This window comes from Rhodoplanes tepidamans (genome assembly GCF_030813915.1).
Classification (GTDB): domain Bacteria; phylum Pseudomonadota; class Alphaproteobacteria; order Rhizobiales; family Xanthobacteraceae; genus Rhodoplanes; species Rhodoplanes tepidamans.
This window is the reverse complement of the sequence record NZ_JAUSUJ010000009.1, coordinates 201,469-226,678: the sequence shown is the minus strand read 5'-3', so window position 1 is coordinate 226,678 and position 25,210 is coordinate 201,469. Positions and strand designations below refer to the sequence as shown.

The following is a 25,210-nucleotide window of genomic DNA, read 5'->3' as shown; positions in this document are numbered from 1 at the left end:
CCGTCGCCAGAAAGATCCTCGTCATCGCCAACGGCCTCGTCAAAGCCGACGTCGCATACTCGCACGCTTGACATTCAAGACAGTCGCCGGGTTCGCCGCTGCGCGACGCCCCGGAATGACCACCGAACTGATCAGCCGAATGCGGTATCAGGCGGCCCGCGCCGCGATCCTGGCGATCTCGTCCCGCTTCGCCGCGGCCTCGATCTTGAGGTCGTACGCGGTCTGCATGTTCATCCAGAACTCCGGCGTCGTGCGGAAGAACGCCGCCAGCCGCAGCGCCGTGTCGGGTGTCATCGCGGTCTGCTCGGCCGCCAGCCGCTCGATCCGGGTCCGCGGCACGTGCAGCTGCTTCGCCAGCGCGCCGGCGCTCATCGCGAGCGGGACCAGATACTCCTCCCGCAGGATCTCGCCGGGATGGACGGGGGGCAGGATGCTGGTCATGGCGGGCTCCGAGGTCAGCCGTGGTAGTCGACGATCTCGACCTGCTCGGGCCCGGACTCGGTCCACACGAAGCAGATGCGGAACTGGTCGTTGATCCGGACGGAGTGCTGCCCGGCCCGGTCGCCGGCCAACGCCTCCAGGTGGTTGCCGGGCGGCGAGCGCAGGTCGTCGAGACGAACGGCGAGGTCGAGCATGGTCAGCTTGCGAACGGCGCGGCGCACCAGATCGGCCGGAAACCCCTTCGGACGCTGTCCGGCCGCGATCTTCCTGGTCAGTTCGTCCCGATACGATCGGATCACGCCGTATCATGACATGATACAAGTCTTCCCGCAATGTCGACGGCCGGCAGGCGAGATCACTCCTCCCGTCGCAGCACGCTGACGAAAAAGCCGTCCGTGCCGGTGCGGCGCGGGGTCATCAGCAGGCCTTCGGGGAAGGTCAGCACCGATTCCAGGAAGGCCGGTGCTGCGTCGCCGAGCGCCGCCGTCACGGCCTCCTCCGGCGGCACCGGAGAGAACCCCGGGTGGCGGGCCAGGAACGCCTGGATCTGGTCGGTGTTCTCGTCGGCGAGCAGCGAGCAGGTGACGTAGACGACGCGGCCGCCCGGGCGCACCAGGCCGGCGGCCCGGTCCAGCACGGTCGCCTGCTGGGCGAGCCGCTCGGACAGCGAGCCCGGCCGAATGCGCCACTTGGCGTCGGGATTGCGGCGCCAGGTGCCGGTGCCGGTGCAGGGCGCATCGACCAGCACCAGGTCGGCGCGGCCGGACACGTCCTCCAGCACGTCGGTCTCCCGGCCGGGCGTGCGGACCTGCACGTTGCGCACCCCGGCGCGCTCCAGCCGGGCATGGATCGGCGCGAGCCGCCGCTTGTCGAGGTCGGTGGCGTAGAGCTGCCCCTTGTTCTCCATGGTGGCGGCGAGCGCCAGGGTCTTGCCGCCGCCGCCGGCGCACAGGTCGATCACCTGCTCGCCCGGCCGCGCCGCCGCGATCAGCGCGGCGACCTGGGAGCCCTCGTCCTGGATCTCGACCTGGCCCTTGATGAAGGCCGGCTCGGCATGCACGGGCGGGCTCTTCTGCTCGGCCCCGACGACCACGCGCAGGCCGGCCGGCGACCACCGGGTCGGCGCCGGCCGCAGGTGGGAGAGCGCCCCCGCGAGCTTGTCGCGGTCGGCGGCGAGCGTGTTGACGCGCAGATCGAGCGGCGCCCGCTGGGCGAGCGCCCGCCCCTCCTCGACCCGGTCGTCGCCGAACACCCGGGCGAGCGGCAGGTCGAGCCATTCGGGATAGTCGCCGGCGACATGGGCCGGCGCGTCGACGAGGTCGGTCCCGGCCAGCGCGGCGCGTTCGCGCGCGTCCAGAGGATCGGGCGCGAAGCGGCTGCCGTCGCACAGCTTTTCCACCGCGGCGAGATCGAGCCCGCGGTCCAGCCGCAGCATCCCGAGCACGGTGGCGCGCGGCGTCGCCTCGCCCAGCAGATGCGCCGCCGAGGCCTTGCGGCGCAGCGCGTCGTAGACCAGCCCGGCGATGGCGGCGCGGTCACCGGACCCGGCGAAGCGATGCGAGAGGCCCCAGTCCTTCAAGGCGTCGGTGGCGGGACGGCGGCGGGCCTCGATATCGGCGAGCACGTCGATGGCGGCGGAGATGCGGGCAGCGGGTGTCATGCGCCCCTGTCCCACACCGCGCCCCGAATATCCAGCATCGACCCGCGCCCGCTCCGGCGGGGCCTCCCCCATATTGACAGCATGCTGTCGTTATGATTGTATCCTGTCATGTCAGGACGCTTCCACGAGACCCAGACCGCCGCGGGCGACGCCCTCACGGAGCTGATGCTGGAGACCTTCCGGCTCAACGGCCGGCTGCTCGCCGCCGGCGACCGGCTGGTGGCGCCGATCGGGCTCACCAGCGCCCGCTGGCAGGTGCTGGGCGCCATCGCGATGGCCGGGCGCGGGGCGCCGGTCGCCCACATCGCCCGCGACATGGGCCTCACCCGCCAGTCGGTGCAGCGCGTCGTCGACGTGCTGGCGGCCGAGGGGCTGGTCGGCTTCGCGGCCAATCCGTACCACCGCCGCGCCAAGCTGGCGGTGCTGACGCCGTCGGGCCGCGAGGCCTACGACGCGGCCATCCTGCGCCATGTCGGCTGGTCGAACGGCCTCGCCGACGGCCTGCTCGCCGACGGGCTGTCGGCGGACGACATCGCCGACGCCACCGTCGTCATGCGCACCCTGCTGGCGCGGCTGGAGGCCGCGCTCGAGACCGCGCCGGACGCCGTTTCGGAGGCGGCCGCGGAGACCGACTGATCCATTGCGACCGAGGGAGACTGCCATGTCCGCGACCGACGTCCGCCCCGCCCGCTCGAGCCTGCCGGTGGCCCACGGCCTCGCCGGCACCGCCGCCTTCGTGACCATCCTGGTGTTCTGGACCACCACGGCCTGGTCCGAGCTGTTCGCCGATCTCGCCGCCGTCACGGCCGTCAAGCAGGCGATCGCCTGGGGGCTCCTGCTGCTGGTGCCGGCGCTCGCCGTGACCGGCCTGACGGGCGCCCGCCTCGCCGGCGGCAGCGCCGCGCCCGCCGTCCTGACCAAGATGCGCCGCATGCCGTTCATCGCGGCCAACGGCGTGCTCGTGCTGGTCCCCTGCGCCGTCACGCTGGCGGTGCTGTCCGGCCGCGGCGATTTCGGCCCGGCCTTCCAGGCCGTGCAGGCGCTGGAGCTGCTCGCCGGCGCCGTCAATCTCGCCCTGATCGGCCTGAACATCCGCGACGGCCTCGCCCTCGCGGGACGCCGCGCCCCGGCGCGCGGGTGAGCGGCCGGGCCTCAGAACCCCAGCAGGATGCGGACCGCGAAGACGCCCCAGGCGACGGCGAGCACCAGGGCGCCGGCGGCGTCCAGCATGCCGGGGCCGGTGCCGGCGCGGCCGGTCGCCAGCGCGAGCGCCTGCAGGACGCGCAGCACCGCGAACACCCAGGCGAGCAGCACGAAGATCAGGTCGGCGTGCCGCGTCGCCATCGACAGCACGGTCAGCACGTAGAGCAGGACCGGGAGCCGGTACTGCGCGTCGAGCGCCGCCGCGCAGCCGGAGGACGACACCGCCCCGCCCCGGCCGGTCAGGCTGCGGCCGGTCGCGACCCGGCCGCCGGCGCACAGCATCAGCAGGAAGGTCAGGGCCACCAGGATGATGGTCGGGCCGAGCACCAGGGGCAGCGACATCGGGGGTCTCCCGCGCCGGACCGCCCGGCGCCGTCGTGGTAACCCGGGGTGTCCCGCCGGGTTCCGTCGGCAGCGCGGCACCGGCCGCCCGCGCGCCGCGGCCCGCGCCGGCCGCGGGGAAGCGTTGCGGCCGCCTCGGTTGACTCGGGGTCCCCTTTCGCGACCATCGACGAAGCCCCTCCCGAACAGAATCCGGACAGCGCCATGCCGACCGAAACCTTCCGCTCCGCCTTCGTGCCGCACGACCTCGCCGCGCCCGTGGCGGGTGCCCCGGCCGGCCCGCTCGCCGGACTCTCGGTCGCCGTCAAGGACATGTACGACATCGCCGGCGAGCGCACCGGCGGCGGCAATCCGGACTGGCTCGAGGCGCATCCGCCGGCGACCGCACACGCCGACCTGGTGGCGAAGCTGCTCGCGGCCGGCGCCACCATCACGGGCAAGACCGTGTGCGACGAGTTCTTCTTCAGCGTCGCCGGGGTGAACGCGCATTACGGCACGCCGCTCAACCCGCGGGCGCCCGGCCGCATCCCGGGCGGCTCGTCGAGCGGCTCGGCCTCGGCCGCCTCGGCCGGCGCCTGCGACGTGGCGATCGGCTCCGACACCGGCGGCTCGGTGCGGGTGCCGGCCGCCTTCTGCGGGCTGTACGGCATCCGGCCGACCCACGACCGCGTGTCGCTCGCCGGGGCCATGGCGATGGCGCCCTCCTTCGACGTCGCCGGCTGGATGTCGGCGGCGCCCGGGGTGTTCCGGGCGCTCGGCGCGGTGCTGCTCGGCGGCACGCCGGTGCCGGCCGCGATCGAGAAGCTGATCGTGCTCGACGACGCCTTCAGCCAGGCCGACGACGATGTCGCCACCCTCCTGCAGGACGCGCTCGACACCATGCGCGGCGCCCTGCCCGCGATGACCCACGGCGCCATCGCACCGGACGGCTTCGACGTCTGGCGCGAGGCGTTCCGCATCATCCAGGGCCGCGAGATCTGGCAGGTCTACGGCGACTTCGTCGAGACGAAGCGGCCGCGCTTCGGGCCCGGCGTGCGCGAGCGCATGGAGTTCGCCTCCACCGTGACCGAGGCGGCCGCCGCCGCGCAATACGCCGTCAAGGCCAAGGCGCTCGCCTGGATCCGCGGCGTGGCGAAGCCCGGCACCGTGCTGGCCCTGCCGACGGTGCCGTGCATCGCGCCGCGCGCCGACGCGCCCCAGGACCTGCTCGAGTCCTTCCGGGTGCGGGTGATGCGGCTCACCTGCACGGCCGGGATGGCCGGCCTGCCCCAGGTCACCATCCCGGTCGGCACGATCGAGGGCTGCCCGGTGGGCCTGTCCTTCATCGGCTGGGCGGGCGGCGACGAGGTGCTGCTCGACCTCGCGGTGCGGCTCGCCCCGTTCGTCGGCGCCGCGGCGACGGAGTAGCGCCGCAGCTGCATCGGCGGTGATTTCCCGCCTTGGTTTACACTTCGTATACGGAGTTCCGGCGGCCGACCGTTGCGTCGGCGCCACGCGTGCCGGCAATCGCACTCGCGCCTTCGTGATCACGAACGGCGCCGCGGCGCCTTCGGCTCAAGAGATCGTTCATCGGCCTCGCGGACAGTGCCGCGATCGCGTCCGGCATCGAACCAATCCCGCCACCGCGACACCTTACTTGCGCCCGATCGGGCCCCCACATCAAACGGGGCCGGCGGGCGAGAGCGCCCGTGGGCCGACGACCGAAAGAACCCCCGGCACGCATCCGGCGTGCCTTCCGGAGAAGTGCAATGAGCCGTTCCGACCTGCGAACCTTCGACACCGACGCGACCGCGCCGACCGCCCAGGACGGGCGCGACAGCGCGGTGGAGCGCGCCGAGCCGGGCCGTCCCGCCGGCCGTCAGGAGACGCGCACCACGACCGACCGGTCCGCCATCGCCTACTGCGTCGACAACGACCTGATCTGATCCCCGACGATCCGGCGCGACCGCCACCCGCTCCGGCCGCAGCGCGGCCCGGGCGGGAGCGGTGCCGGTCAGCCCGTCTGCCGGTCAGTTCGTCGCTCCTGCCGCCGCGACGATCCGGCGTGCATTCTCCCGGAACAGGCCGAGCAGATCCTGGTCGGCCGGGAAGTTCAGGAGCGCGACCTCCCGGGCGCCCGTCGCCTGGGCGATGGCGCGGCCGGCGGACGGCGCGCCCTCGCGCTCCGAATGGCCGTTCTTCAGGACGAGGCCGGGCGACTTGGCCGCGAGCTCGGCGAGCTGCGCCGGCTGCAGCGGCCCCGGCCCGTAGGTCCCCACCAGCTCCAGGCTGGCGAGCCGCGCCCACGGCGCCATGAAGCGCTGCGCCACCGTCCGCGGCCGCTGCCGGCCGAGCCGGTCCGCGATCTCGGCGGACAGCCGCGCATGCTCCGCATCGAACCGCGCCAGGAACGCCGCCGCCGCGGCCTCGGTGCCGAACAGGGCGCCGAGCCGTGTCACCTCGGCGCGGATGGTCTCGGGCGCGTTCACCAGATCGACCGTGACGACCCGGGCCGTGCTGCCAGCCGCCTCGCGCAGCCGTCTGGCGAAGCCGTCGAACGGCGCCATCAGCACGAACGCGGCGTCGGCGACGGCGGCGAGATCGGACGGCCGCGGGTCGTAGTCGGGCGGATGCGGCAGGTTCGCGGGCGCCACGACCGTGATGTCGGTGGCGCCGGCCGCCCGGGCGAACGCCGCCACCCAGGTGGTCGACGCCACGATCTTGGGCGCCTTGGCGGGCGGCGCCGGCTGGGCCGATGCCGGAAGCGGCGCCAGGACCGCGGCGAGCGCCGCGACCAGCAGCGCGAGGACGGGGACTCGTCTCATCGTTTTCTCCCGACGACGAAGGTGAGCAGCGTGATCGCGCCGGCGGTCAGCACCAGGATCGGGCCGAGCGGCAGATCGACCAGGAGGGCGATCACGAAGCCGACGCTGTTGCCGACCAGCCCGAACACCATCGACAGGCCGACCATGCCGTCGAAGGAGCGCGCCAGGTTGCGGGCCGACAGCGCCGGCAGCAGCGTCACGGCGTCGACGAGCAGCGCGCCGGTCAGCGGCAGCGCGGCGGCGACCGCGACCGCCACGGTGACCAGCAGCAGCGTGGCGAGCGCCTCGACCCGGACACCGGAGCAGCGCGCCAGCTCGATGTCGAACAGCAGCAGGGCGAGCGGCCGGCGGAAGCCCAGATAGATCGCCAGCACGGCGACGGCGAGCACCGCCACCAGCACCAGCTCGCGCATCCCGACGGCGAGCAGCGATCCCCACAGCAGCTCGAACGCGCCGGCGGCGTTGACGCCGGAGATCGACAGCACCAGCAGCGCGGCGGCGATCGCCATCGTCATCAGCATGACCATCGGGCCGGAGAGCCCGTCGCGCCGTCCGGCGAACGGCGCGAGCGACGCGCCGGCCGCGGCGCACAGCAGCACGGCGCAGGCGGTCGGGTCGAAGCCCGTCATCAGCCCGACGGCGACGCCGAGCAGCGCCACGTGCATCATCGCGAACCGCATGGTGACGACGTCGAGGCCGATGATGAAGACGCCGACGACCGGCATCGCGACGCCGGTGATCAGGAGCGCCGCGATCGCCCGGTGGACGACGGCGAGGCCGAGCACCGCCGCCAGCGTGTCCGCGCTCACATCCGGACCTCGCGGACGCGGCCGTTCGCCATCTCCAGCACGCGGTCGCAGCGTGCCGCGACCGCCCGGTCGTGGGTCGCCACCAGGACGCTCGCCGGCAGGGCCCGCAGCAGGCCGGCGACGGTGTCGCGCCCGTCGAAGTCGAGCGCCGCGGTCGGCTCGTCGGCGAGCAGCAGGCGGCCGCCGTTCGCCATCGCCCCGAAGGCGCGGGCGATGAAGCAGCGCTGCAGCTGGCCGCCCGAGAGCGTGTGCAGCGGCTGGCGGGCGAGCGCGGCGACGCCGAGCCGGGTGGCCACGCCGACCGCCGCGGCGCGGTGCCCGCTGCTGTCGAGCAGCTCGTCGACGGTCAGCGGAAACCGGCCGGTCGCCTGCCGCTGCGGGATCCACGGCGCCAGCCGGCGCCGCGCGTCCCACTCGCCGGGGCTGCGCGCGTCGGTGCCGTCGAGCACGATGCGGCCGCGGCTGCGGCCCTGCAGCCCGAGGACGGCGCGCAGCAGCGTCGACTTGCCCGACCCGTTGGTGCCGACGAGGGCGACGTGCTCGCCGGCCTCCACCTGCAGGCCGACGTCGTCGACCGCGACGAGCCCGCCGAACCGGCACGACAGGCCGTCGATCGTCAGCGCCGCGCCGCGCAGGCCGGCGCACCAGTCCGCCAGCGCCGGCGCGGCGGACTCGCCGGACAGCTCGGCACACGCTCCGGCGACGGGAGGAACGAACATCGCGGACACGGGTCGTCATGGCGCACGCCGGGACGTGCGCGGGGCGTGAAGGCGCATCCAGCGGATGCGCCGGACGGCACCGAACGGCGGCTCCCGCATACGCAGGAACCGGTATTACCATTTCGACGAATTATCATATGCTCCGCGCCGGATCCAGCCCGGCCGGCCCGGCCGGATCCCGGCCATGCGTCCGCGCGTCGCCGCCTCCGGCGCCGGTGCGGCCCTCCGGTCGCGGGCTCCCTGCCGGCGATCACGAAGAAGACGATACCGATGACCGACAGCTCTCCCGGCGCGCCGCCGGACGTCGAGATCACCCCGACCATCAAGTCGGTGGCGCTGGAGCCGGGCGACCGGCCCTACATGCTGCTGCTGCAGGGACCGCCGGAGACCCGGTCGCTGCGCTCCGGCCTCGTCACGCTGGCGCCGGGCAAGTCGATCGGGGTGCACAACAGCGGCGTCAACGAGGAGATGCTGGTGCCGCTCGAAGGCGAAGGCGAGCTGCGCTTCGCCGACCATCCGCCGATCGCCCTGCGCCCCGGCGTCGTCACCTATGCGCCGGCGCATTCCGAGCACGACGTGATCAACACCGGCACCGGCCGGCTGCGCTACATCTTCATCCTCGCCCGGGCGGAGTGAGCGCGGCGGTCGGCCATTTCCGACCCGCTCCGTCCGTCATGGCCGGGCTCGTCCCGGCCATCCACGCCTTGCCGTCGAACGGCTCTCGAGACGTGGATGCCCGGACGAGGCATGCTCGGGCCGGCCGAAGGCCGGACCCGAGTGCCGGGCATGACGAGTCCGCACCAGCGGCCCTTGGTCCTCGGCGCGCGCGCCCGCCGCGCCCCGATCAGTATTTCTGCGGAACGTAGAGCTCGGTCGGCAGGGTGCGGCGCTCGTAGTTCGGGTTGAACACCCGGTCGGGCAGCGCGATCGGCTCGTGCGGCACCGGCGCGTAGGGGATCTGGTGCAGGAGGTGGTCGATGCAGTTCAGCCGCGCCCGCTTCTTGTCGTTCCCCTCGACGATGAACCACGGCGCCTCGCGGATGTTGGTGCGGATCAGCATGTCCTCCTTGGCGCGGGTATAGTCCTCCCAGCGCACCCGCGACTGCAGATCCATCGGGCTCAGCTTCCACTGCTTCATCGGGTCGTGGATGCGCATGAGGAAGCGCATCTGCTGCTCCTCGTCGGTGATCGAGAACCAGTACTTCAGCACGACGATGCCGGAGCGCACCAGCATGCGCTCGAACTCGGGCACGTCACGGAAGAACTGCTCGACCTCGTCCTCCGTGGCGAAGCCCATCACCCGCTCGACGCCGGCGCGGTTGTACCAGGAGCGATCGAACAGCACGATCTCGCCGCCGGCCGGCAGGTGCGGCACGTAGCGCTGGAAGTACCACTGGGTCCGCTCGCGCTCGGTCGGGGCCGGCAGCGCGACGACCCGGGCGATGCGCGGATTGAGCCGCTGGGTGATGCGCTTGATCACCCCGCCCTTGCCGGCGGCGTCGCGCCCCTCGAAGATCACCACGATCTTCGTCTTGCTGTGCTGCACCCAGTCCTGCAGCTTGATCAGCTCGACCTGCAGCCTGATCAGATGGCGCAGATAGTCGCGGCGGTCGATCGAGGGCGGATGGGTCCGCTTGTAGATCTTGCGGATCTCCTCGGCGAGGGCCGGCTCGGAGAGCTCCAGCTCGTAGTCCTCGTCGAGCGTGTCGGCGAGCTCGGCGTCGAGCCAGTCCAGCCCGCCATTCTCCGGCTTGCCGTCGCCCGGCTTGCGGTCGTCCATCTGTCGCTCCGGTGAAGTCTTCTCGATGCGGACGGAATCGTCCGGACAGGACAGTCAGGTGGTCGCATGACAGTTGGATGACAGTAATGCGAGCGCGTCCGGTCCGTAAATGCGGAGTCCTCCGGTCATCCCGGATGGGCAGAGACCCAGGACATCATCGGGTCGACCACACGGCCCCGGAAGACCTCGTGTCTCGGTCGCGGCCGACGCATCTCGTCCGGGGCACGCGGCCGAGAACCGGGAAGTCCGTTTCGCCCCCCCCCCCCGGGGTACGCAATCGCTTGTGCACCTCACACCGCTGCGCGCTTGAACCGACCTCTCTCCGCCCTCTCCCTGAGGAGCGCCCGAAGGGCGCGTCTCGAAGGGCGGGGGCGGCCCCATGGTTCGAGACGCGGCCTGCGGCCGCTCCTCACCATGAGGGGTAAGTCGATCCGATCGCGCGTCGGTGTCACACCCGCGTCGGGTAGTTCGGGCTCTCGCGCGTGATAGTGACGTCGTGGACGTGGCTCTCGCGCAGGCCGGCGGCGGAGATCTTCACGAACTGCGCCTTCTCGTGCAGCTCGGCGAGCGTGCGGGCCCCGACATAGCCCATCGCGGCGCGGAGCCCGCCGGTGAGCTGGTGCAGGACGGCGCTCGCCGGCCCCTTGTAGGGCACCTGCCCCTCGACGCCCTCCGGCACCAGCTTGAGCGAGTCCTTGATGTCCTGCTGGAAGTAGCGGTCCGCCGAGCCGCGCGCCATGGCGCCGACCGAGCCCATGCCCCGGTAGGTCTTGTAGGAGCGGCCCTGATAGAGGAACACCTCGCCGGGCGTCTCGTCGGTGCCGGCGAGCAGCGAGCCGATCATGGCGCAGTCGGCGCCGGCGGCCAGCGCCTTGGCGAGGTCGCCCGAGTACTTGATGCCGCCGTCGGCGATCACCGTCACCTTGGCGTCGCGGGCGACCGACACGGCGTCCATGATGGCGGTGAGCTGCGGCACGCCGACGCCGGCGACCACGCGCGTGGTGCAGATCGAGCCCGGGCCGATGCCGACCTTCACGGCATCGGCGCCGGCGTCGATCAGCGCCTTCGCCCCGTCGGCCGTGGCGACGTTGCCGGCCGCCACCTGCACGGCGTTGGAGATCTTCTTGATGCGGGTCACCTGCGCGAGCACGTGGCGCGAATGGCCGTGTGCCGTGTCGACGACGATCAGGTCGACGCCGGCCTCGATCAGCCGCTCGGTGCGCTCGTAGCCGCTCTCGCCGACCGTGGTGGCCGCCGCGACCCGCAGCCGCCCCTGCGCGTCCTTGCAGGCGTTGGGGTTGGCCACCGCCTTCTCGATGTCCTTCACGGTGATCAGGCCGACGCAGCGGTACTGGTCGTCGACCACCAAGAGCTTCTCGATGCGGAACTGGTGCAGCAGCCGCTTCGCCTCCTGCTGGCTCACCCCCTCGCGCACCGTGACCAGGCGCTCCTTGGTCATCAGCTCGGAGACCTTTTGGTCCGGGTCGTGGGCGAAGCGCACGTCGCGGTTGGTGAGGATGCCGACCAGCCGGCCGTCGACCCCGCCCTCCGAGGTGACCACCGGGATGCCGGAGATCCGGTTGTCGGCCATCATCCGCAGCGCCTCGGCGAGCGGCGCGTCGGGCCCGATGGTGAGCGGGTTCACCACCATGCCGCTCTCGAACTTCTTCACCTGCCGCACCTGCGCGGCCTGCACCTCGGGGTCGAAGTTGCGGTGGATGACGCCGATGCCGCCGGCCTGCGCCATGGCGATCGCCATGGCGGACTCGGTCACCGTGTCCATGGCCGAGGCGATGATCGGGATGTTGAGCGGAATCTCGCGGGTCAGGAAGGTGCGCACGTCGGCCTGGGACGGCAGCACGTCCGAGAGGCCGGGCTGCAGCAGTACGTCGTCGAAGGTGAGGGCCTCGCGCGGGGGGGCGTCGGACAGAACGGCCATGCCAAGCTCCTGGTCGCCGCAGGGGATATGGGAAAGCGGGTCGGGGCCGGTCGCGGGCGACCGGCGGGACTCGAACGCCCCTGTACGGAGTTGGCGAGGGTGGTTAGCACGCACGTGCGACGATGGGAAGGCGGAAGCTCCGGCCGTCCCCTGCCCCTCGATGTCCGCTCGTCCCCGCGAAGGCGGGGACCCAGGGGCGGCAAGTCGTGGCGCCTTGGAGTCCCGCGTCCGCGGGACTGGGCGGAGTGTGGGTCGACGTCAGGGAAAACCGCTCTACTCCCGGTCCGCCCCCTTCACGGCGGCGCGGACGAACGCCTCGGCGTCGCGGCGCAGCGCCCGACGGGAGTCGTCGACCGAGTAGAACATGTGGCCGCCGCGATAGACCTCGAGCCGCAGGCGGTCGGCCGAGCCGTAGACCGGGAGCTGGTCGAGGATCATCCGGCTGGCGAAGTACGGGGTCACCAGGTCGGTCGCGCCGTGCACCACCAGGATGCGGGCGTCGCGGTCGCCGGCCAGGATGGTGCGCAGTTCGTCGACCACCTGCGGGGCGGCGCGGCCTCGGCCCCAGTTCCACTGGCTGCTCGTCTCGCCGTTGAGCAGCCGGTACGGCTCGTCGGCCCGCCAGTTCAGCCGATCGCGGTAGAGCCCGGTCATCGCCGCGGTGAGCGGCGCCTTGGTGGCGTCGAGCACCGGGTCCGGCAGGTGCGACTGCGCCGCCGAGGGAGTCGGGTCGAAGGCCGTCACGGTCGCGTCGTAGGCGCTGCCGATCAGGCCGCGGTCGCGGTGGAGCTCGCGCTGGAAGGTCCGCGTGTCGATGCGGCCGGCGAGCCGGCGCACCAGCGCCGGGTCGAGGCCGGTGAGCGCGGCGACCCGCGGCGCCATGCGGTCCACCGCCTCCTTGTCGCGCACGCCGCGCATCAGGTCGGCGAGATAGTCGGTCGCGGCATAGCGCTCGGCCTCGGCGAGCGCCACCGGCGAATAGGCGCCGCGGCGCTCCATCGCGGCCGCCGCCATCGACGGCAGATGCGCCACCCAGGACTGCGGCAGATGCCGGCGCTGGCCGAGCAGCGTGAAGTCGAGCACCGGCGAGACGAGCACGAGGCCGCGCACCCCGACGCCCTGGCCGGTGGCCAGCTCGCGGGCGAGCTTCGGCACCCGGAAGCCGCCGTAGCTCTCGCCGACCAGGATCTTCGGAGCGGCCTGCCGGCCGTTCTGCACGATCCACTTGCGCAGCATCACGGCGAGCGCCTCGGCGTCGCCGTCGACCGACCAGAAGTGCCGCCGCGCCGCGTCGCCGCCGACGATCCGGCTGTGGCCGGTGCCGGGCGGGTCGACGAAGACGAGATCGGTGAAGTCGAGCCAGGTCTCGGCATTGGGGACGAGCACCGGCGGGGTCGAGGCGGTGGCGCCGTCGAGCGGCAGCCGCCACGGACCGATCGCCCCGATGTTCAGATAGGCCGAGGCGGCGCCCGGGCCGCCGTTGAACAGGAAGGTGACGGGACGCGGCGGCGCGTCGGCGCCGGCCGGCTTCGGCAGCGTGAACGCGATGTAGGCGACCTCGGCGCGCAGCGGCCCGCCCTCGCCCTCGAACAGCGGGATGGAGCCGGCCGTCGCGGTGAAGCGCAGCGTCCGGCGGCCGGCCTCCAGCACGTGCTCGGTGACCGAATCGGCCGGCAGCCGGCGGTCCTTGGCGTCACGCTCGGGGCGATGATCGGGCCGGCTGTCGGGGCGGCCGTCGGGCCGCTCGCGGGCCGGCTCCGCGGCACGGCTCTCCGGCGGCGGCGCCTCGCGGGTCCCGGCCGGGTCGTTCGGCCGCGCCTCCGCAGGGGCGGCCGGCTGGGCAGGAGCCGGCTGGGCGAGCGCGGCCGGGGCGAACGGAAGCGGCGCGGCCGTCGCGGCGGCCAGCAGCAGGGCCAGGGCGAGGCCGGTGGCCCGGCGGCCGAGCGGGAACGGACGGTCCGGAGAAAACGCGGTCATGGGCGGATCCGGCTGGGAGGAACACGGGCAGGCCGGCGCGCGGCATCGGCGCGCCGGGACGTCAACGCGCCGGGTGGCCACGGGTTGTCGACCGGGGCGGTTGTCGGGTCGGACGGCCGCCGACGCGCCCCTTCGGGATCCGCCGTCGGGTCAGCTCGACGGCCGCCGCGGCTTGCCGCGGGCGGGCCGCTCGGGCGGGGGCGGCTCGGGCCCGCGCTCGATCGAGGTCAGCCGGCCGTTGGTGAACCGGTAGATGCCGGACCGCTCGGCACTGGCGTAGGTCATCACCACGGTGCGGTCGCCACGCTCGTTGGCGCCGATCTCGGTGGAGTTGGCCGGCCCGATCACGGTCACCACCTCGCATTCGGTCATGTCGAGGCCGACGCCGCGCAGCGGGCGGTCGACGCCGCCCGGCTCCGCCGCCGCGGCCGCCCCGGCGCAGGCCCCCTGGCCATCGACCAGGTCGCCCGGCGCCACCGGCCGGTTGGTGTTGACCGACGTCTTGGCGAACTCGCCGGTCGGCGCCGGGACGAAGGCGCTGGCGGACGGCAGCAGCTTCACGTCGCCCACCTCGGGCATGTTGGAGCATCCGGCGAGAACGGCCGCCGACGCGACCGCGACGGCGACGGCTCGCATGCCGGGCGCTCGGCGCGGAGCGGCACCGGAAACCGTGGAGGTCGGCTGAACGAAACGTGTGTGACGCATGGGGGCCCCTTCCCCGACAATATCCCTCGCGATCCCCGGTCTCGCGATCCTCGCGGATCGACGCCGTCGCGGATCGCTGCGGCCCTGCGGCCGGCCGGGCGCTCCGCGGCCGGCGGAACCGCCGGCTGTTTCGACCGGAAACGCCATGAGTTCAAGCGGGCTTTTGCGTCGGCATGATGGCGGGACGACGCCGCATGCGCTGTGCCCCGCCCCCGCCGCACGTCGTGCGCGAGCCCTCAGCCGCGCTTCTGCCAGCGCCCTCTGTCGTCGCATTGCCAGTAGGTTACGTCGAATCCTTCGGCTTTTTTCTCACGCCAGAGAAGGCGCGCCCCGGCGAGCGCTTCGTCGTCCTCGCCGTCGAACATCACGACGATGCGGGCGTAGGAGGCGGCGTCGGCCGGCACCGGAGCGCGGTCGATCAGGAACCGCACCGCGGCCCCGTTGGGGTTGTGGTCGCGGACCGTGAGCACCACCGGGTGCTCGGCCGCGAGCCCGTCGCGGTCGGTGCCGTGCGGCAGGAAGGACTCGTCCCGGTAGGTCCACAGATGGGCGTCGAGCGCGTCGACCCGCTCGTCGGACGACGCCTGCACGACCGCCCGCCAGCCGCGCTCCAGCGACTTCTCCAGCAGCGCCGGCAGCACCGATTCCGGCGCCCGCCGCTGCAGATGGTAGAAGAGGAGTTCGGTCATGGCGTGATGAAAGACCGCGGGAACGCCGGTTTGCAAGCCCGGATGATTTCCGGATATATTCCGGATATGAGCCGCAAGGAACCGCGCACGACCTCGGCGCACACGAAGGCGCTCACCGCCTATCGGCACCGCCAGACCCGGAAGGGCCTGGTGCGGCTGGAGCTGCAGATCCGCAAGGACGACGCCGGGCTGCTGCGCAGCGTCGCCCGCGCCCTCTCCGATCCGACCCGAGCGACCGCGACCAGAGCCTTGCTGGAGCAGGAGTTCGGCGATCGTCGAGGAGACGTCCTCAAGGCCGTGCTGGCGGCCGCTCCGGCAGATCTCGACCTCGAGCCCGAGCGCCCGCGCGAGACGGGCCGGGACGTCGAGCTGTGAGGCTGCTGATCGACACCAACGTGATCTCGGAACTCCGCAAGGGCGAGCGCTGCGCCGCCGCCGTCGCCCGTTGGTACGCCGGCGTGGACGGCACGACGCTCCATCTGAGCGTCCTGGTGCTCGGCGAGATTCGCCGCGGAATCGAGAAGGCCCGGCGCGCCGACCCGGCCCGCGCGGCCGTCTTCGAGCGCTGGCTCGCCACCCTGGAGGACACCTTCGGAAGCCGGATTCTGCCGATAGACAGGGCCGTTGCCGACGCCTGGGGGCGGCTCGCGGCGATCCGGTCCGTCCCGGTGGCAGACGGGCTGATGGCGGCCACCGCGCTGGTGCACGACATGACCCTGGTGACCCGCAACGTCGCCGACGTCGCGGGTCTCGGAGCCCGGGTGATCGATCCGTTCGGGGCTGAGCCGGGGCCGCCGGCCCCGGCCTCCGGCTCGGGCCCTCACGGCTCGTAGACGTCCGCCACGAAGCGGTCGAGCAGGCGGACGCCCCAGCCGGAGCTCCAGCTCTTGTTGGTGTCGGTCTGCGGCGAGCCGAGCGCCGTGCCGGCGATGTCGAGATGCGCCCACGGGGTCTTGCCGACGAAGCGCTGCAGGAACTGGGCCGCCGTGACCGCCCCGCCGAAGCGCCCGCCGGTGTTCTTCATGTCGGCGAACTTCGAATCGATCAGCTTGTCGTATTCCGGCGCGAGCGGCATGCGCCACACCCGCTCGGCCGTGGCCTGACCGGCTTTCACCAGGTTTTCCGCGAGCTTGTCGTCGTTCGTGAAGAGCCCGGCGTGCTCCTGGCCGAGCGCCACCATGATGGCGCCGGTGAGCGTCGCGAGGTCGATCATGGCCTGCGGCTTGTACTTGGTGACGACGTGGTGGAGCACGTCGGCGAGCACCAGCCGGCCCTCGGCGTCGGTGTTGATGATCTCCACCGTCTGGCCCGACATGGTGGTGACGATGTCGCCCGGCCGCTGGGCGGCGCCGTCCGGCATGTTCTCGACGAGCCCGATGGCGCCGATGGCGTTCACCTTGGCCTTGCGGGCGGCGAGCGCATGCATCAGCCCGACCACGCAGGCGGCGCCGGCCATGTCGCCCTTCATGTCCTCCATGCCGGCCGCCGGCTTGATCGAGATGCCGCCGGTGTCGAAGCAGACGCCCTTGCCGACGAAGGCGATCGGCTTGTCGGTCGCCTTGCCGCCGTTCCAGCGCATGATCACCACCCGGCTCTCGTGCGCCGAGCCCTGCCCGACCCCGAGCAGGGCGTTCATGCCGAGCCGCGTCATCGCGCGGTCGTCGAGGATCTCGACCCCCACCCGGAGCTTGCGCAGCTCCGCGGCGCGCTCCGCGAAGGCGGCCGGAAACAGCACGTTGGGCGGCTCGTTGACGAGGTCGCGGGCGAGCACGACGCCGTCCGCCACCGCCTCCCGCTCGGCCCCGACCCGCCGCGCCGCCGCCGGGTCCTTCACCGCCACCGTCAGGGTGACGGCGCGCTTCGGCTCCTCGTCGTCCTTCTTCCTGGTCTTGTAGCGATCGAACGTGTAGGCGCGCAGCCGCGCACCCAGGACGAGATCCGCGGCGAGCTCGGCGTCCATGGCGCCGGTCGGCAGCTCGGCCACCATGGTCACCTCGGCGGCCGACCCCGCCTTGCCCATGGCGGCGCCGCCGAGCTTGACCGAGTCGTTCGGCGTCCAGTCCTTCGGCTTGCCGAGCCCGACCACCACCAGCCGGTCGACGGCCAGGTCCGCCGGGGCGACGATGTCGAGGGCCGAGCCGAGCTTGCCCTTGAACGTGTCGGCGGCCGCCGCCCGGGTCACCAGGGCGGCCGTCTTGCCGAGAATCGCCCGGGTCTGCGGACCCATCCGAAGCCCGTCGTCGCAGAACACGACCAGAACGCCCTTGGTCGGCGGCGCGAACGTCCCGAACCTGATCCGAAATCCCTCAGCCATTCCAGCTATCCTCTTGATCCGTCGGCCCCGATTCTGTGGCCTCGGGGCCACGGTGCCAGCAATTCCCCTGTCGCGGTAGTGACCCGTGACCGAAAGCTTGGCATAGCATTACAGAGTCCCCGCTGTGACACTCGGTTAACCACACCGAGGGGCTGCCAGGGGCGCGAGGAGAGGAACGGCCTTTTTGTCGACAGATCGGCCCGCCAATCTCGTGTATCCTGGGACCTTGCGGTCGGCCGCCGGACGGCGGGCGCCGCAGGCTCGACGGCTCGGGGGAGCCGGGAACGTGGGGGGAATGGTGACATCGACCGGCCGCATCGGATTCGGGCCGAACGGACGCTCCGTCGGGGCGCGCGGGCTGTCGCCTGCGTCCGCCGCGAGCCGGTCCGATCGGAGCGCGTCCGAATCGCGTGCACCCGTTCGGCGGGGGCCGGCATCCGTCGTTTCGTCCGATCGTGGACACCTTCAGCCCGGCGGGCCGGTCGGCCTGCCGGTCGGACCGTGAGAGCGTAGCGAATGGTGGCGGGTCGACTCTCGCGCTATTTTGGAAGGCGCTTCCTGGGCGCCTCTCTCACCGTGTTCGTCGGCGTGTTCGGGCTCGTCCTCCTGGTCGACTACATCGAGCTGATGCGGCGCAGCGCCGGCGAGGCCAACGCCTCCGCCCTGCTCGCGGCCGGCATCTCGGTGACGCGCGTCCCGCAGATCATGGAACGCATCATGCCGTTCGCCGTGCTGGTGGGCGCCATGCTGTGCTACCTGAACCTGTCGCGCCGGCTGGAGCTGGTGGTGGCGCGCTCGGCCGGCATGTCGGCCTGGCAGTTCGTCGCACCGGCCGTGATCGCCGCGCTGCTCGTCGGCGCCGTCGCGACCGCCGTCTACAACCCGATCGCGGCGATGCTGCAGGAGCAGTCCAAGCGGCTCGAGGACCGCGCCTTCAACAACGCCCAGCATTCCGGCCTGCAGGCCACCGGCACCGGCTTCTGGGTGCGACAGAAGAGCGTCGACGGCCAGTCGATCATCAACGCCGTCTCCAGCACCGACCAGGGCGTGCGGCTCGGCGGCGTGACGGTCTTCATGTACGACCAGGCCGGCCGCTTCGTCGAGCGGACAGAGGCCAAGATCGCCATGCTCGAGGAGGGCCACTGGCGGCTGGTCGACGCCCGGCGCTACCCGGTCGACGCGCCGCCCGAGCGGCTGCAGGACTACCGGCTGAAGACCAACCTCACCCTCGCCCAGGTGCGCGAGACCTTCGCCACCCCGGAGACGGTGTCGTTCTGGGACCTGCCGTTCTTCATCGAGATGGCCGACCATGCCGGTCTCGCCGCCGCGGGCTACCGGCTGCAGTACCAGAAGCTGATCTCGCGGCCGGCGCTGCTCGCCGCCATGGTGCTGGTGGCCGCCGCCTTCTCGCTGCGGTTCTTCCGCTTCGGCGGCGTCCAGAAGATGGTGCTGAGCGGCATCGTCGCCGGCTTCCTGCTCTACGTTCTGTCCAAGGTCACCGAGGACCTGAGCAAGGCCGAGCTGATGCACCCGGCCGCCGCCGCCTGGCTCCCCGTGATCATCGGCGTCCTCACCGGCCTCGTGCCCCTGCTGTACCAGGAGGACGGTTGATGCCGGCCGTGCGTCCGACCCCGTCCCTGACGACGTCGTCCATGGCGACCGCGTCCCTGTCGACCGCGTCCCTGCCGATCGCGGTGCGGCTGCGCTCGCGGCTGCTCGCCGCCGCGTCGGCGCTCGCCGTGCTGGCCGGCACGCTGGCGCTCGGCGTCGCCCCGGCCGACGCCCAGACGCTCGACTTCCGCTCGCAGGTCCGCCCCGCGCAGCCGAAGGCGGCGCCGGTCGCCGACCCGCAGATGCTCGTGCAGGCGGCCGAGATCCAGTACGACTACACCAACGAGCGGGTGGTCGCGTCCGGCAACGTGCAGATCTACTACAAGGGCTCGACCATCGAGGCCGACCGGGTCGTCTACGACCAGAAGACCAAGCACCTGCAGGCCGAGGGCAACGTCCGGCTGACCGAGCCGGACGGCAAGATCACCTACGGCTCGCTGATCGACCTGACCGACGACTATCGCGACGGCTTCATCGATTCGCTGCGCATCGAGACCCCCGACCAGACCCGCTTCGCGGCCGCCCGCGGCCAGCGCTCGGGCGGCAACTACACGGTCTTCGAGAGCGGCGTCTACACGGCCTGCGAGGCGTGCAAGGAGAACCCGCAGAAGCCGCCGCTGTGGCAGGTGAAGGCGGCGCGGATCATCCACGACCAGAACGAGAAGATGGTCTATTTCGAGGACGCGAAGATCGAGTTCTTCGGCGTCCCGCTCGCCTACATGCCGTATTTCGCGGCGCCAGACCCGACCGTGAAGCGCAAGAGCGGCTTCCTGATGCCGCTCGCCACCACGAGCACGATCTACGGCTACGGCCTGGAGACGCCCTACTACTTCGCGCTCGCCCCCAACTACGACCTGACGGTCTCGCCCCGGGTGATGACCAAGCAGGGCCTGCTGATGCAGGGCGAGTGGCGTCACCGGCTCGAGGACGGCTACTACTCGATCAAGGGCGCCGGCATCTTCCAGGCCGACAAGGACTACTTCCAGCGGACCTACGGCAACGACGCGCCCGGCTTCCGCGACTTCCGCGGCAGCATCGAGACGACCGGCCGCTTCAACCTGTCGCCGCGCTGGACCTGGGGCTTCGACGGCATCCTGATCACGGATCCGACCTTCTTCGACAACTACAAGATCAAGTCGCTGCAGAGCCGCACCGGGAGCGAGTTCTTCAGCAACCTGACCGAGGGCGTGTCGCAACTGTTCCTCACCGGGCGCGGCGACCGCAGCTATTTCGACATCCGGGCGATGCACTTCTACGGATTCTCCGAATCCGACGTGCAGAAGACCCTGCCGGTCGTCCATCCGGTGATGGACTACAGCAACATCCTCGGCCAGTCGGTGTTCGGCGGCGAGCTCGGCTACCGGGCCAACCTGACCAGCCTGTCGCGCGAGCAGGCCGAGTACAACGCGATCAGCCAGGCCGCCTACAACACCGGCCTGTGCAGCAGCTCGGCCGACACCGCCAAGACCGCCAAGGACTGCCTGCTGCGCGGCATCCCGGGCACCTATTCGCGCTTCTCGGCCGAGGTCGACTGGCGCACCCGCTACGTCGACTCCTTCGGCAACGTGTTCATCCCGTTCGCCTCGCTGCGCGCCGACGCGGCCCAGGTGCACGTGAACTCGGGCGACACCAGCGTCGGCAACTTCATCCAGACCGGCGACTCCTCCGAGCTGCGGGTGATGCCGACGGTCGGCCTCGAGTATCGCCTGCCGCTGATCTCGGTCCATTCCTGGGGCACCCAGACGCTGGAGCCGATCGCCCAGGTCATCGCCCGCCCGAACGAGAGCAACATCGGCAAGCTGCCGAACGAGGACGCCCAGAGCCTGGTGTTCGACGACTCGAACCTGTTCCGGGTCGACAAGTTCTCCGGCTGGGACCGCGCCGAGGGCGGCGGCCGCGCCAATTACGGCCTGCAATACACCGCCCAGGTGAACGGGGCCGGTGCCGTCAACATGCTGGTCGGCCAGTCCTATCACCTGTTCGGGACGAACTCCTTCGCGGTCGGCGACACATCCAACACGGGTCTCGACTCCGGCCTCGACAAGCGCGCCTCCGACTACGTGGCCCGCTTCGCCTACACGCCGAACCGCATCTTCAGCGTGATCTCGCGCTATCGGTTCGACGAGGAGGACCTCACCCTCCAGCGCCTCGAGGTCGAGGGCCGGATGTCCGTCGACCGCTGGAACGTGTCGCTGATGTACGGCAACTACGCGGAGCAGCCGGAGCTCGGCTTCCTGGAGCGGCGCGAGGGCGTGCTGGGCAGCGGCTCGGTCAAGCTCGACGCCAACTGGGTGGTCAACGGCGCCGCCCGCTACGACATCCAGCACAACAAGGTCAGCCAGACCCGGGTCGGGCTCGGCTACATGGACGACTGCTTCCTGATCGGGCTGAACTACATCACCGACTACACGTACAGCGGCAACGTGACGTCGAACCACACCGTCATGCTGCAGATCGGGCTGCGCACCATCGGCTCGACGTCGAGCTCGAGCTCGTCCTCCACCATCTCGTCGCTCGGCACGACACAATAATTTCGCCCATTTCCGCCCCTAAGCCTCGTCCAGGCACGGTGCCGTCCGCGGGGCCGCGGCTTCGGCTGCGCCCGACGGCGGCATCGCCGGACCCATCCGGGTCCCGGGGACCAACGCTCGACATCGGATGAACGGTGCCATGGCTCGTAACCGACCGGCTCGCACGCGACTGACCCTGGTACTGGGCGCCCTCGCCGGTGCCCTGGCGATCACGCTCGCGGACGGCACCGTCGCCCCGGTCGCCGCCCAGACCGTCGTCGTGATGGTCAACGGCGATCCGATCACCTCGTTCGACATCGACCAGCGCCAGAAGTTCACCACCCTGGTGACGCGCAAGACGCCGGGCCGCCAGGAGGTCGTCGAGGAGCTGATCGACGAGCGGATCAAGATCCACGCCGGGCGCCGCTACCGGCTCGACATCAGCGACTCCGACGTCGACTCCTCCTTCGCCGACATGGCCAAGCGCATGCGGATGACGCCCGAGCAGCTCACCGCCACGCTCGCCAACAGCGGCGTGCAGGCCGGCACCCTGAAGTCGCGCATCCGCGCCGACATCACCTGGCAGCAGCTGGTGCGCGGCAAGTACCAGTCGAGCTTCCAGTTCCGCGACCGCGACGTGCTCGCCGCCGCCGAGGCCAAGCGGAAGGGCGACGAGCCGGTCGCCGACAAGATCGCGGCGACCGAATACGTGCTGCGGCCGATCCTGTTCGTGGTGCCGAAGGGCGGCGCCGCCGACCAGCGCCGCCGCGACGCCGAGGCGCTGCGCGCCCGCTTCGACAGCTGCGACACCGGCCTGCCCTTCGCGCGCCACCTCCGCGAGGTCGCGGTGCGCGAGCAGATCGTCAAGACCTCGACCGACCTGCCGCCGGCCCTGCGCGAGATCCTCGACAAGACCGGCGTCGGCCGCCTCACCAGCCCGGAGACCACGCCGAACGGCATCGAGATGTTCGCGGTCTGCGCCAAGCGCGAGGTCAAGGTCGACGCGCCGGTGCTCAAGGAGGTGCGGGCCCAGCTGTTCACCGACACGTTCCAGGCCAAGTCGAAGAAGCTGCTCGCCGAGCTGCGGCGCAGCGCCATGATCGAGCGGAAATGACCGCCGCCGCCCCGCCGCTCGCCCTGACGCTCGGCGAGCCGGCCGGCATCGGGCCCGACATCACGCTTCTCGCCTGGCGGCGCCGCGACGCTGCCGCCCTTCCCCCCTTCGCGCTGCTCGCCGATCCGGCCTGCGTCGCGGCCCGCGCCCGCCGCCTCGGCCTCGACGTCCCGGTGGAGACCGTCGGCTTCGGCGAGGCCGCCGCGGTGTTTCCCCGCGCCCTGCCGGTGGTCGATCTCGGCGTGCCGGTCGCCACCGAGCCCGGCGTTCCGGACGGTTCGAGCGCTCCCGCCGCGATCGCGGCCATCGACCGCGCGGTCGACGCCGTGATGGCCGGCGAGGCCGCCGCCGTGGTCACCAACCCGATCGCCAAGCACGTCCTCTACCAGGCGGGCTTCCGCCAGCCGGGCCACACCGAATACCTGGCCGAGCTCGCCGGCCGGCATGTCGGCGCGACGCCGCGGGCCGTGATGATGCTGTGGTCGCCCGCCCTCGCGGTCGTGCCGGTGACCATCCACGTGCCGCTGTCGACCGTCCCGGTGCGGCTCACCCGCGACCTGATCGTCGAGACCGGCCGCATCGTCGCGCGCGACCTCGCGGAGCGCTTCGGCGTCGCGCGGCCGCGGCTCGCGGTCGCCGGCCTCAATCCGCATGCCGGCGAAGGCGGCGCGCTGGGCGCCGAGGACGAGGCCGTGATCGCCCCCGCCGTCGCGGATCTGGTGGCCGAGGGCATCGCGGCGCGCGGCCCCCTGCCCGCCGACACCCTGTTCCACGAGGCCGCGCGAAAGACCTACGACGCGGCGCTGTGCATGTATCACGACCAGGCGCTGATCCCGATCAAGACGCTGTCGTTCCACGACGCCGTCAACGTGACGCTCGGCCTGCCCTTCGTCCGCACCTCGCCGGACCACGGCACCGCCTTCGACATCGCCGGCACCGGCCGGGCCGATCCGTCGAGCCTGATCGCGGCGCTGCGCCTCGCGGCGCGGCTGTCGGCACGGTCGCGGGCGGCCGCCGCGGCATGAGCGCGATCGACGACCTGCCGCCGCTGCGCGAGGTCATCCGCCGTCACGATCTCTCGGCCCGGAAGTCCCTCGGCCAGAACTTCCTGCTCGACCTCAACCTGACGGCCCGCATCGCCCGGGCCGCCGGCCCGCTCGACGGCGTCACCGTGGTCGAGGTCGGCCCGGGCCCGGGCGGCCTCACCCGGGCGCTGCTCGCCGAAGGGGCGCGGCGCGTGGTGGCGATCGAACGCGATGCCCGCGCGGTCGCGGCGCTGGCCGAGATCGCCGCGCGCTGGCCGGATCGCCTGGAGGTGATCGAGGGCGACGCGCTGGAGCTCGACCCGACCCCGATGCTCACCCGCGCGGGGCCGGTCCGCATCGTCGCCAACCTGCCCTACAACATCGCGACCGCCCTGCTGGTCGGCTGGCTGTCGATCGAGCCGTGGCCGCCCTGGTTCGACCGGCTGGTGCTGATGTTCCAGCGCGAGGTGGCGGAGCGCATCGTCGCCCCCGTCGGCGGCAAGAGCTACGGGCGCCTCGCCGTCCTGTCGCAATGGCGCTGCGAGACGAAGCTCCTGTTCGACATCGCGCCGTCCGCCTTCGTGCCGCCCCCCAAGGTGACGTCCACGGTGGTGCGGCTGGTGCCGCGCCCGGCGCCGCTGCCGTGCCGGCTCCCGGCGCTCGAACGCGTCACCGCGGCCGCCTTCGGCCAGCGCCGGAAGATGCTGCGCCAGAGCCTGAAGGCGCTCCTCCCCGACCCGCTGCCGCTGATCGCGGCCGCCGGCCTCGACCCGACCGCCCGCGCCGAGACCGTGCCGGTCGACGGCTTCGTGGCGCTCGCCCGGGCGCTCGATGCCCTCACGGCCGATCCGCCCGGGGTGCGGACGGCCGCGACAAGCGTCCCTTAACCACCGCCCGCACTTGCCGGCCCGTCGGCGCCCGCCCGGCCGGTCCGCATGAACCGGCCGGCAACGCCGGTCCCACTACCCTGCAGCGCGAGACGCCGCCGGGAGCCGCCCGTGCAACTGCCCGCCCTGCCGATCACGGCCGTCGCCCTCGGCGCCCTGAGCTTCTACCTGGCCGGCCTCGCCACCGGGGCCGTGACGCTGGTCGGCTGGCAGAGCGGCAACGCCGTGAGCCGCGGCCTGGTCGTCGAGAGCAGCGGGCTCGCCTCGACCTTCGGACCGCTGCCCGTGTACCTGCCGGCCGGCCGCGCCGTGCGGGCCGACTACACGGTCGACGCCAAGATCGGCGCGCTGTGGCTGGTGGTCAGGCAGCCGTTCTGGTCGACGATCCGGGCGTCCGCCCATGTCGCCGGCGAGCGCCGCGGCAGCATCGTGTTCGTCGCCCGCGAGGCCGGCTGGTACACGGTCTCCGTCGACACCAGCACCACGTTCGGCCGCACCTGCCACGCGCCGGGGACCGGCATGGTCGACATCCTCACCGGCCGCGACGGCTGCCCGCACTACGACGTCCGCTGGTCGGTCTCCTGGCATCTCGCCGACGGCCGCGACGCCGGGACCGATCACCTCACGGTGCCGATCGCCGGCGCCGACGAGCCGGTGCCGCACGCCCGCGTCGGGCCGTGA

Annotated in this window: 26 protein-coding genes; 13 read left to right on the top strand and 13 right to left on the bottom strand. The window is 72.3% G+C overall.

Annotation, left to right across the window (positions count from 1 at the left end; genetic code table 11):
- Nucleotides 1–147 precede the first annotated feature (147 nt).
- From J2S22_RS13175 to J2S22_RS13165, 3 genes are read right to left on the bottom strand one after another with little or no spacing between them, the layout of a single operon-like run.
- A complete protein-coding gene (locus J2S22_RS13175; protein WP_272779841.1) occupies nt 148–441 on the bottom strand; it encodes a HigA family addiction module antitoxin in 294 nt (97 codons plus the stop codon).
- A gap of 14 nt (nt 442–455) precedes the next feature.
- The gene (locus tag J2S22_RS13170; RefSeq protein WP_272779840.1) at nt 456–740 is read right to left on the bottom strand and encodes a type II toxin-antitoxin system RelE/ParE family toxin; all 285 of its coding nucleotides are present in this window, start codon (nt 738–740) and stop codon (nt 456–458) included.
- A 56-nt stretch (nt 741–796) separates the two neighbouring features.
- Nucleotides 797–2,101 (bottom strand): RsmB/NOP family class I SAM-dependent RNA methyltransferase, encoded by a 1,305-nt coding sequence (locus tag J2S22_RS13165; protein WP_272779839.1) that lies wholly within the window; start codon nt 2,099–2,101, stop codon nt 797–799.
- Nucleotides 2,102–2,209: 108 nt separating this feature from the next.
- Here J2S22_RS13165 and J2S22_RS13160 point away from each other — a divergent pair, with 108 nt between their 5' ends.
- Nucleotides 2,210–2,737, top strand: coding sequence for a MarR family winged helix-turn-helix transcriptional regulator (locus tag J2S22_RS13160; RefSeq protein ID WP_272779838.1), 528 nt, complete (start codon nt 2,210–2,212; stop codon nt 2,735–2,737).
- A gap of 25 nt (nt 2,738–2,762) precedes the next feature.
- Nucleotides 2,763–3,242, top strand: coding sequence for a hypothetical protein (locus J2S22_RS13155; RefSeq protein WP_272779837.1), 480 nt, complete (start codon nt 2,763–2,765; stop codon nt 3,240–3,242).
- Between the two features lie 11 nt (nt 3,243–3,253).
- Here the strand turns inward: J2S22_RS13155 and J2S22_RS13150 are convergent, their stop codons facing one another.
- Complete coding sequence (locus J2S22_RS13150) at nt 3,254–3,646, bottom strand: hypothetical protein (protein WP_272779836.1); 393 nt, start codon at nt 3,644–3,646, stop codon at nt 3,254–3,256.
- A gap of 204 nt (nt 3,647–3,850) precedes the next feature.
- On the opposite strand from J2S22_RS13150, the gene J2S22_RS13145 reads away from it, so the two are divergent.
- Complete coding sequence (locus J2S22_RS13145) at nt 3,851–5,053, top strand: amidase (protein ID WP_272779835.1); 1,203 nt, start codon at nt 3,851–3,853, stop codon at nt 5,051–5,053.
- Nucleotides 5,054–5,394: 341 nt separating this feature from the next.
- Nucleotides 5,395–5,571 carry a hypothetical protein gene (locus tag J2S22_RS13140; protein ID WP_272779834.1) on the top strand — a complete coding sequence of 59 codons (177 nt, stop codon included), beginning with the start codon at nt 5,395–5,397 and terminating at the stop codon, nt 5,569–5,571.
- An 84-nt stretch (nt 5,572–5,655) separates the two neighbouring features.
- On the opposite strand, the gene J2S22_RS13135 is transcribed toward J2S22_RS13140, so the two are convergent.
- Genes J2S22_RS13135 through J2S22_RS13125 form a run of 3 tightly spaced genes read right to left on the bottom strand, consistent with a single transcriptional unit; the run spans nt 5,656 to nt 7,978 of the window.
- Nucleotides 5,656–6,450, bottom strand: a complete 795-nt coding sequence (locus J2S22_RS13135; protein ID WP_272779833.1) for a TroA family protein — start codon at nt 6,448–6,450, stop codon at nt 5,656–5,658.
- The gene (locus J2S22_RS13130) at nt 6,447–7,259 is read right to left on the bottom strand and encodes a metal ABC transporter permease (RefSeq protein WP_272779832.1); all 813 of its coding nucleotides are present in this window, start codon (nt 7,257–7,259) and stop codon (nt 6,447–6,449) included. Before J2S22_RS13130 ends, J2S22_RS13135 begins: the two co-directional genes overlap by 4 nt.
- On the bottom strand, nt 7,256–7,978 hold the full coding sequence (locus J2S22_RS13125; protein WP_272779831.1) for a metal ABC transporter ATP-binding protein: 723 nt from the start codon (nt 7,976–7,978) through the stop codon (nt 7,256–7,258). The genes J2S22_RS13130 and J2S22_RS13125 overlap by 4 nt, the downstream gene beginning before the upstream one ends.
- Before the next feature lie 270 nt (nt 7,979–8,248).
- On the opposite strand from J2S22_RS13125, the gene J2S22_RS13120 reads away from it, so the two are divergent.
- A complete protein-coding gene (locus tag J2S22_RS13120) occupies nt 8,249–8,614 on the top strand; it encodes a cupin domain-containing protein (RefSeq protein WP_272779830.1) in 366 nt (121 codons plus the stop codon).
- A gap of 208 nt (nt 8,615–8,822) precedes the next feature.
- Here J2S22_RS13120 and ppk2 read toward each other — a convergent pair whose 3' ends face one another.
- The 5 genes from ppk2 to J2S22_RS13095 form a co-directional block, all read right to left on the bottom strand.
- Complete coding sequence (ppk2, locus tag J2S22_RS13115) at nt 8,823–9,758, bottom strand: polyphosphate kinase 2 (RefSeq protein WP_272779829.1); 936 nt, start codon at nt 9,756–9,758, stop codon at nt 8,823–8,825.
- 448 nt (nt 9,759–10,206) lie between these two features.
- Nucleotides 10,207–11,697, bottom strand: coding sequence for an IMP dehydrogenase (guaB, locus tag J2S22_RS13110; protein ID WP_272779828.1), 1,491 nt, complete (start codon nt 11,695–11,697; stop codon nt 10,207–10,209).
- A 273-nt stretch (nt 11,698–11,970) separates the two neighbouring features.
- Nucleotides 11,971–13,674: a S10 family peptidase gene (locus J2S22_RS13105; protein ID WP_272779827.1), complete on the bottom strand. Its 1,704-nt coding sequence runs from the start codon at nt 13,672–13,674 to the stop codon at nt 11,971–11,973.
- Nucleotides 13,675–13,824: 150 nt separating this feature from the next.
- Nucleotides 13,825–14,310: a hypothetical protein gene (locus J2S22_RS13100; protein ID WP_272779826.1), complete on the bottom strand. Its 486-nt coding sequence runs from the start codon at nt 14,308–14,310 to the stop codon at nt 13,825–13,827.
- A gap of 305 nt (nt 14,311–14,615) precedes the next feature.
- Nucleotides 14,616–15,068, bottom strand: a complete 453-nt coding sequence (locus J2S22_RS13095; RefSeq protein WP_272779825.1) for a DNA polymerase III subunit chi — start codon at nt 15,066–15,068, stop codon at nt 14,616–14,618.
- A 66-nt stretch (nt 15,069–15,134) separates the two neighbouring features.
- Here J2S22_RS13095 and J2S22_RS13090 point away from each other — a divergent pair, with 66 nt between their 5' ends.
- Both J2S22_RS13090 and J2S22_RS13085 read left to right on the top strand, forming a co-directional pair.
- The gene (locus J2S22_RS13090; protein WP_272779824.1) at nt 15,135–15,443 is read left to right on the top strand and encodes a hypothetical protein; all 309 of its coding nucleotides are present in this window, start codon (nt 15,135–15,137) and stop codon (nt 15,441–15,443) included.
- A complete protein-coding gene (locus J2S22_RS13085) occupies nt 15,440–15,901 on the top strand; it encodes a type II toxin-antitoxin system VapC family toxin (protein ID WP_272779823.1) in 462 nt (153 codons plus the stop codon). Before J2S22_RS13090 ends, J2S22_RS13085 begins: the two co-directional genes overlap by 4 nt.
- Here the strand turns inward: J2S22_RS13085 and J2S22_RS13080 are convergent.
- On the bottom strand, nt 15,889–17,382 hold the full coding sequence (locus J2S22_RS13080) for a leucyl aminopeptidase (RefSeq protein ID WP_272779822.1): 1,494 nt from the start codon (nt 17,380–17,382) through the stop codon (nt 15,889–15,891). The genes J2S22_RS13085 and J2S22_RS13080 overlap by 13 nt on opposite strands.
- A gap of 516 nt (nt 17,383–17,898) precedes the next feature.
- Here J2S22_RS13080 and lptG point away from each other — a divergent pair.
- The 6 genes from lptG (at nt 17,899) to J2S22_RS13050 (ending at nt 25,210) form a co-directional block, all read left to right on the top strand.
- Nucleotides 17,899–18,993, top strand: a complete 1,095-nt coding sequence (gene lptG / locus J2S22_RS13075) for an LPS export ABC transporter permease LptG (RefSeq protein WP_272779821.1) — start codon at nt 17,899–17,901, stop codon at nt 18,991–18,993.
- Nucleotides 18,994–19,034: 41 nt separating this feature from the next.
- Nucleotides 19,035–21,524, top strand: coding sequence for an LPS-assembly protein LptD (locus J2S22_RS13070; RefSeq protein WP_272779820.1), 2,490 nt, complete (start codon nt 19,035–19,037; stop codon nt 21,522–21,524).
- 139 nt (nt 21,525–21,663) lie between these two features.
- Nucleotides 21,664–22,617, top strand: a complete 954-nt coding sequence (locus J2S22_RS13065) for a peptidylprolyl isomerase (protein ID WP_272779819.1) — start codon at nt 21,664–21,666, stop codon at nt 22,615–22,617.
- A complete protein-coding gene (gene pdxA / locus J2S22_RS13060) occupies nt 22,614–23,642 on the top strand; it encodes a 4-hydroxythreonine-4-phosphate dehydrogenase PdxA (protein WP_272779818.1) in 1,029 nt (342 codons plus the stop codon). Before J2S22_RS13065 ends, pdxA begins: the two co-directional genes overlap by 4 nt.
- Complete coding sequence (rsmA, locus tag J2S22_RS13055) at nt 23,639–24,529, top strand: 16S rRNA (adenine(1518)-N(6)/adenine(1519)-N(6))-dimethyltransferase RsmA (protein WP_272779817.1); 891 nt, start codon at nt 23,639–23,641, stop codon at nt 24,527–24,529. The genes pdxA and rsmA overlap by 4 nt, the downstream gene beginning before the upstream one ends.
- Before the next feature lie 111 nt (nt 24,530–24,640).
- On the top strand, nt 24,641–25,210 hold the full coding sequence (locus J2S22_RS13050) for a hypothetical protein (RefSeq protein WP_272779816.1): 570 nt from the start codon (nt 24,641–24,643) through the stop codon (nt 25,208–25,210).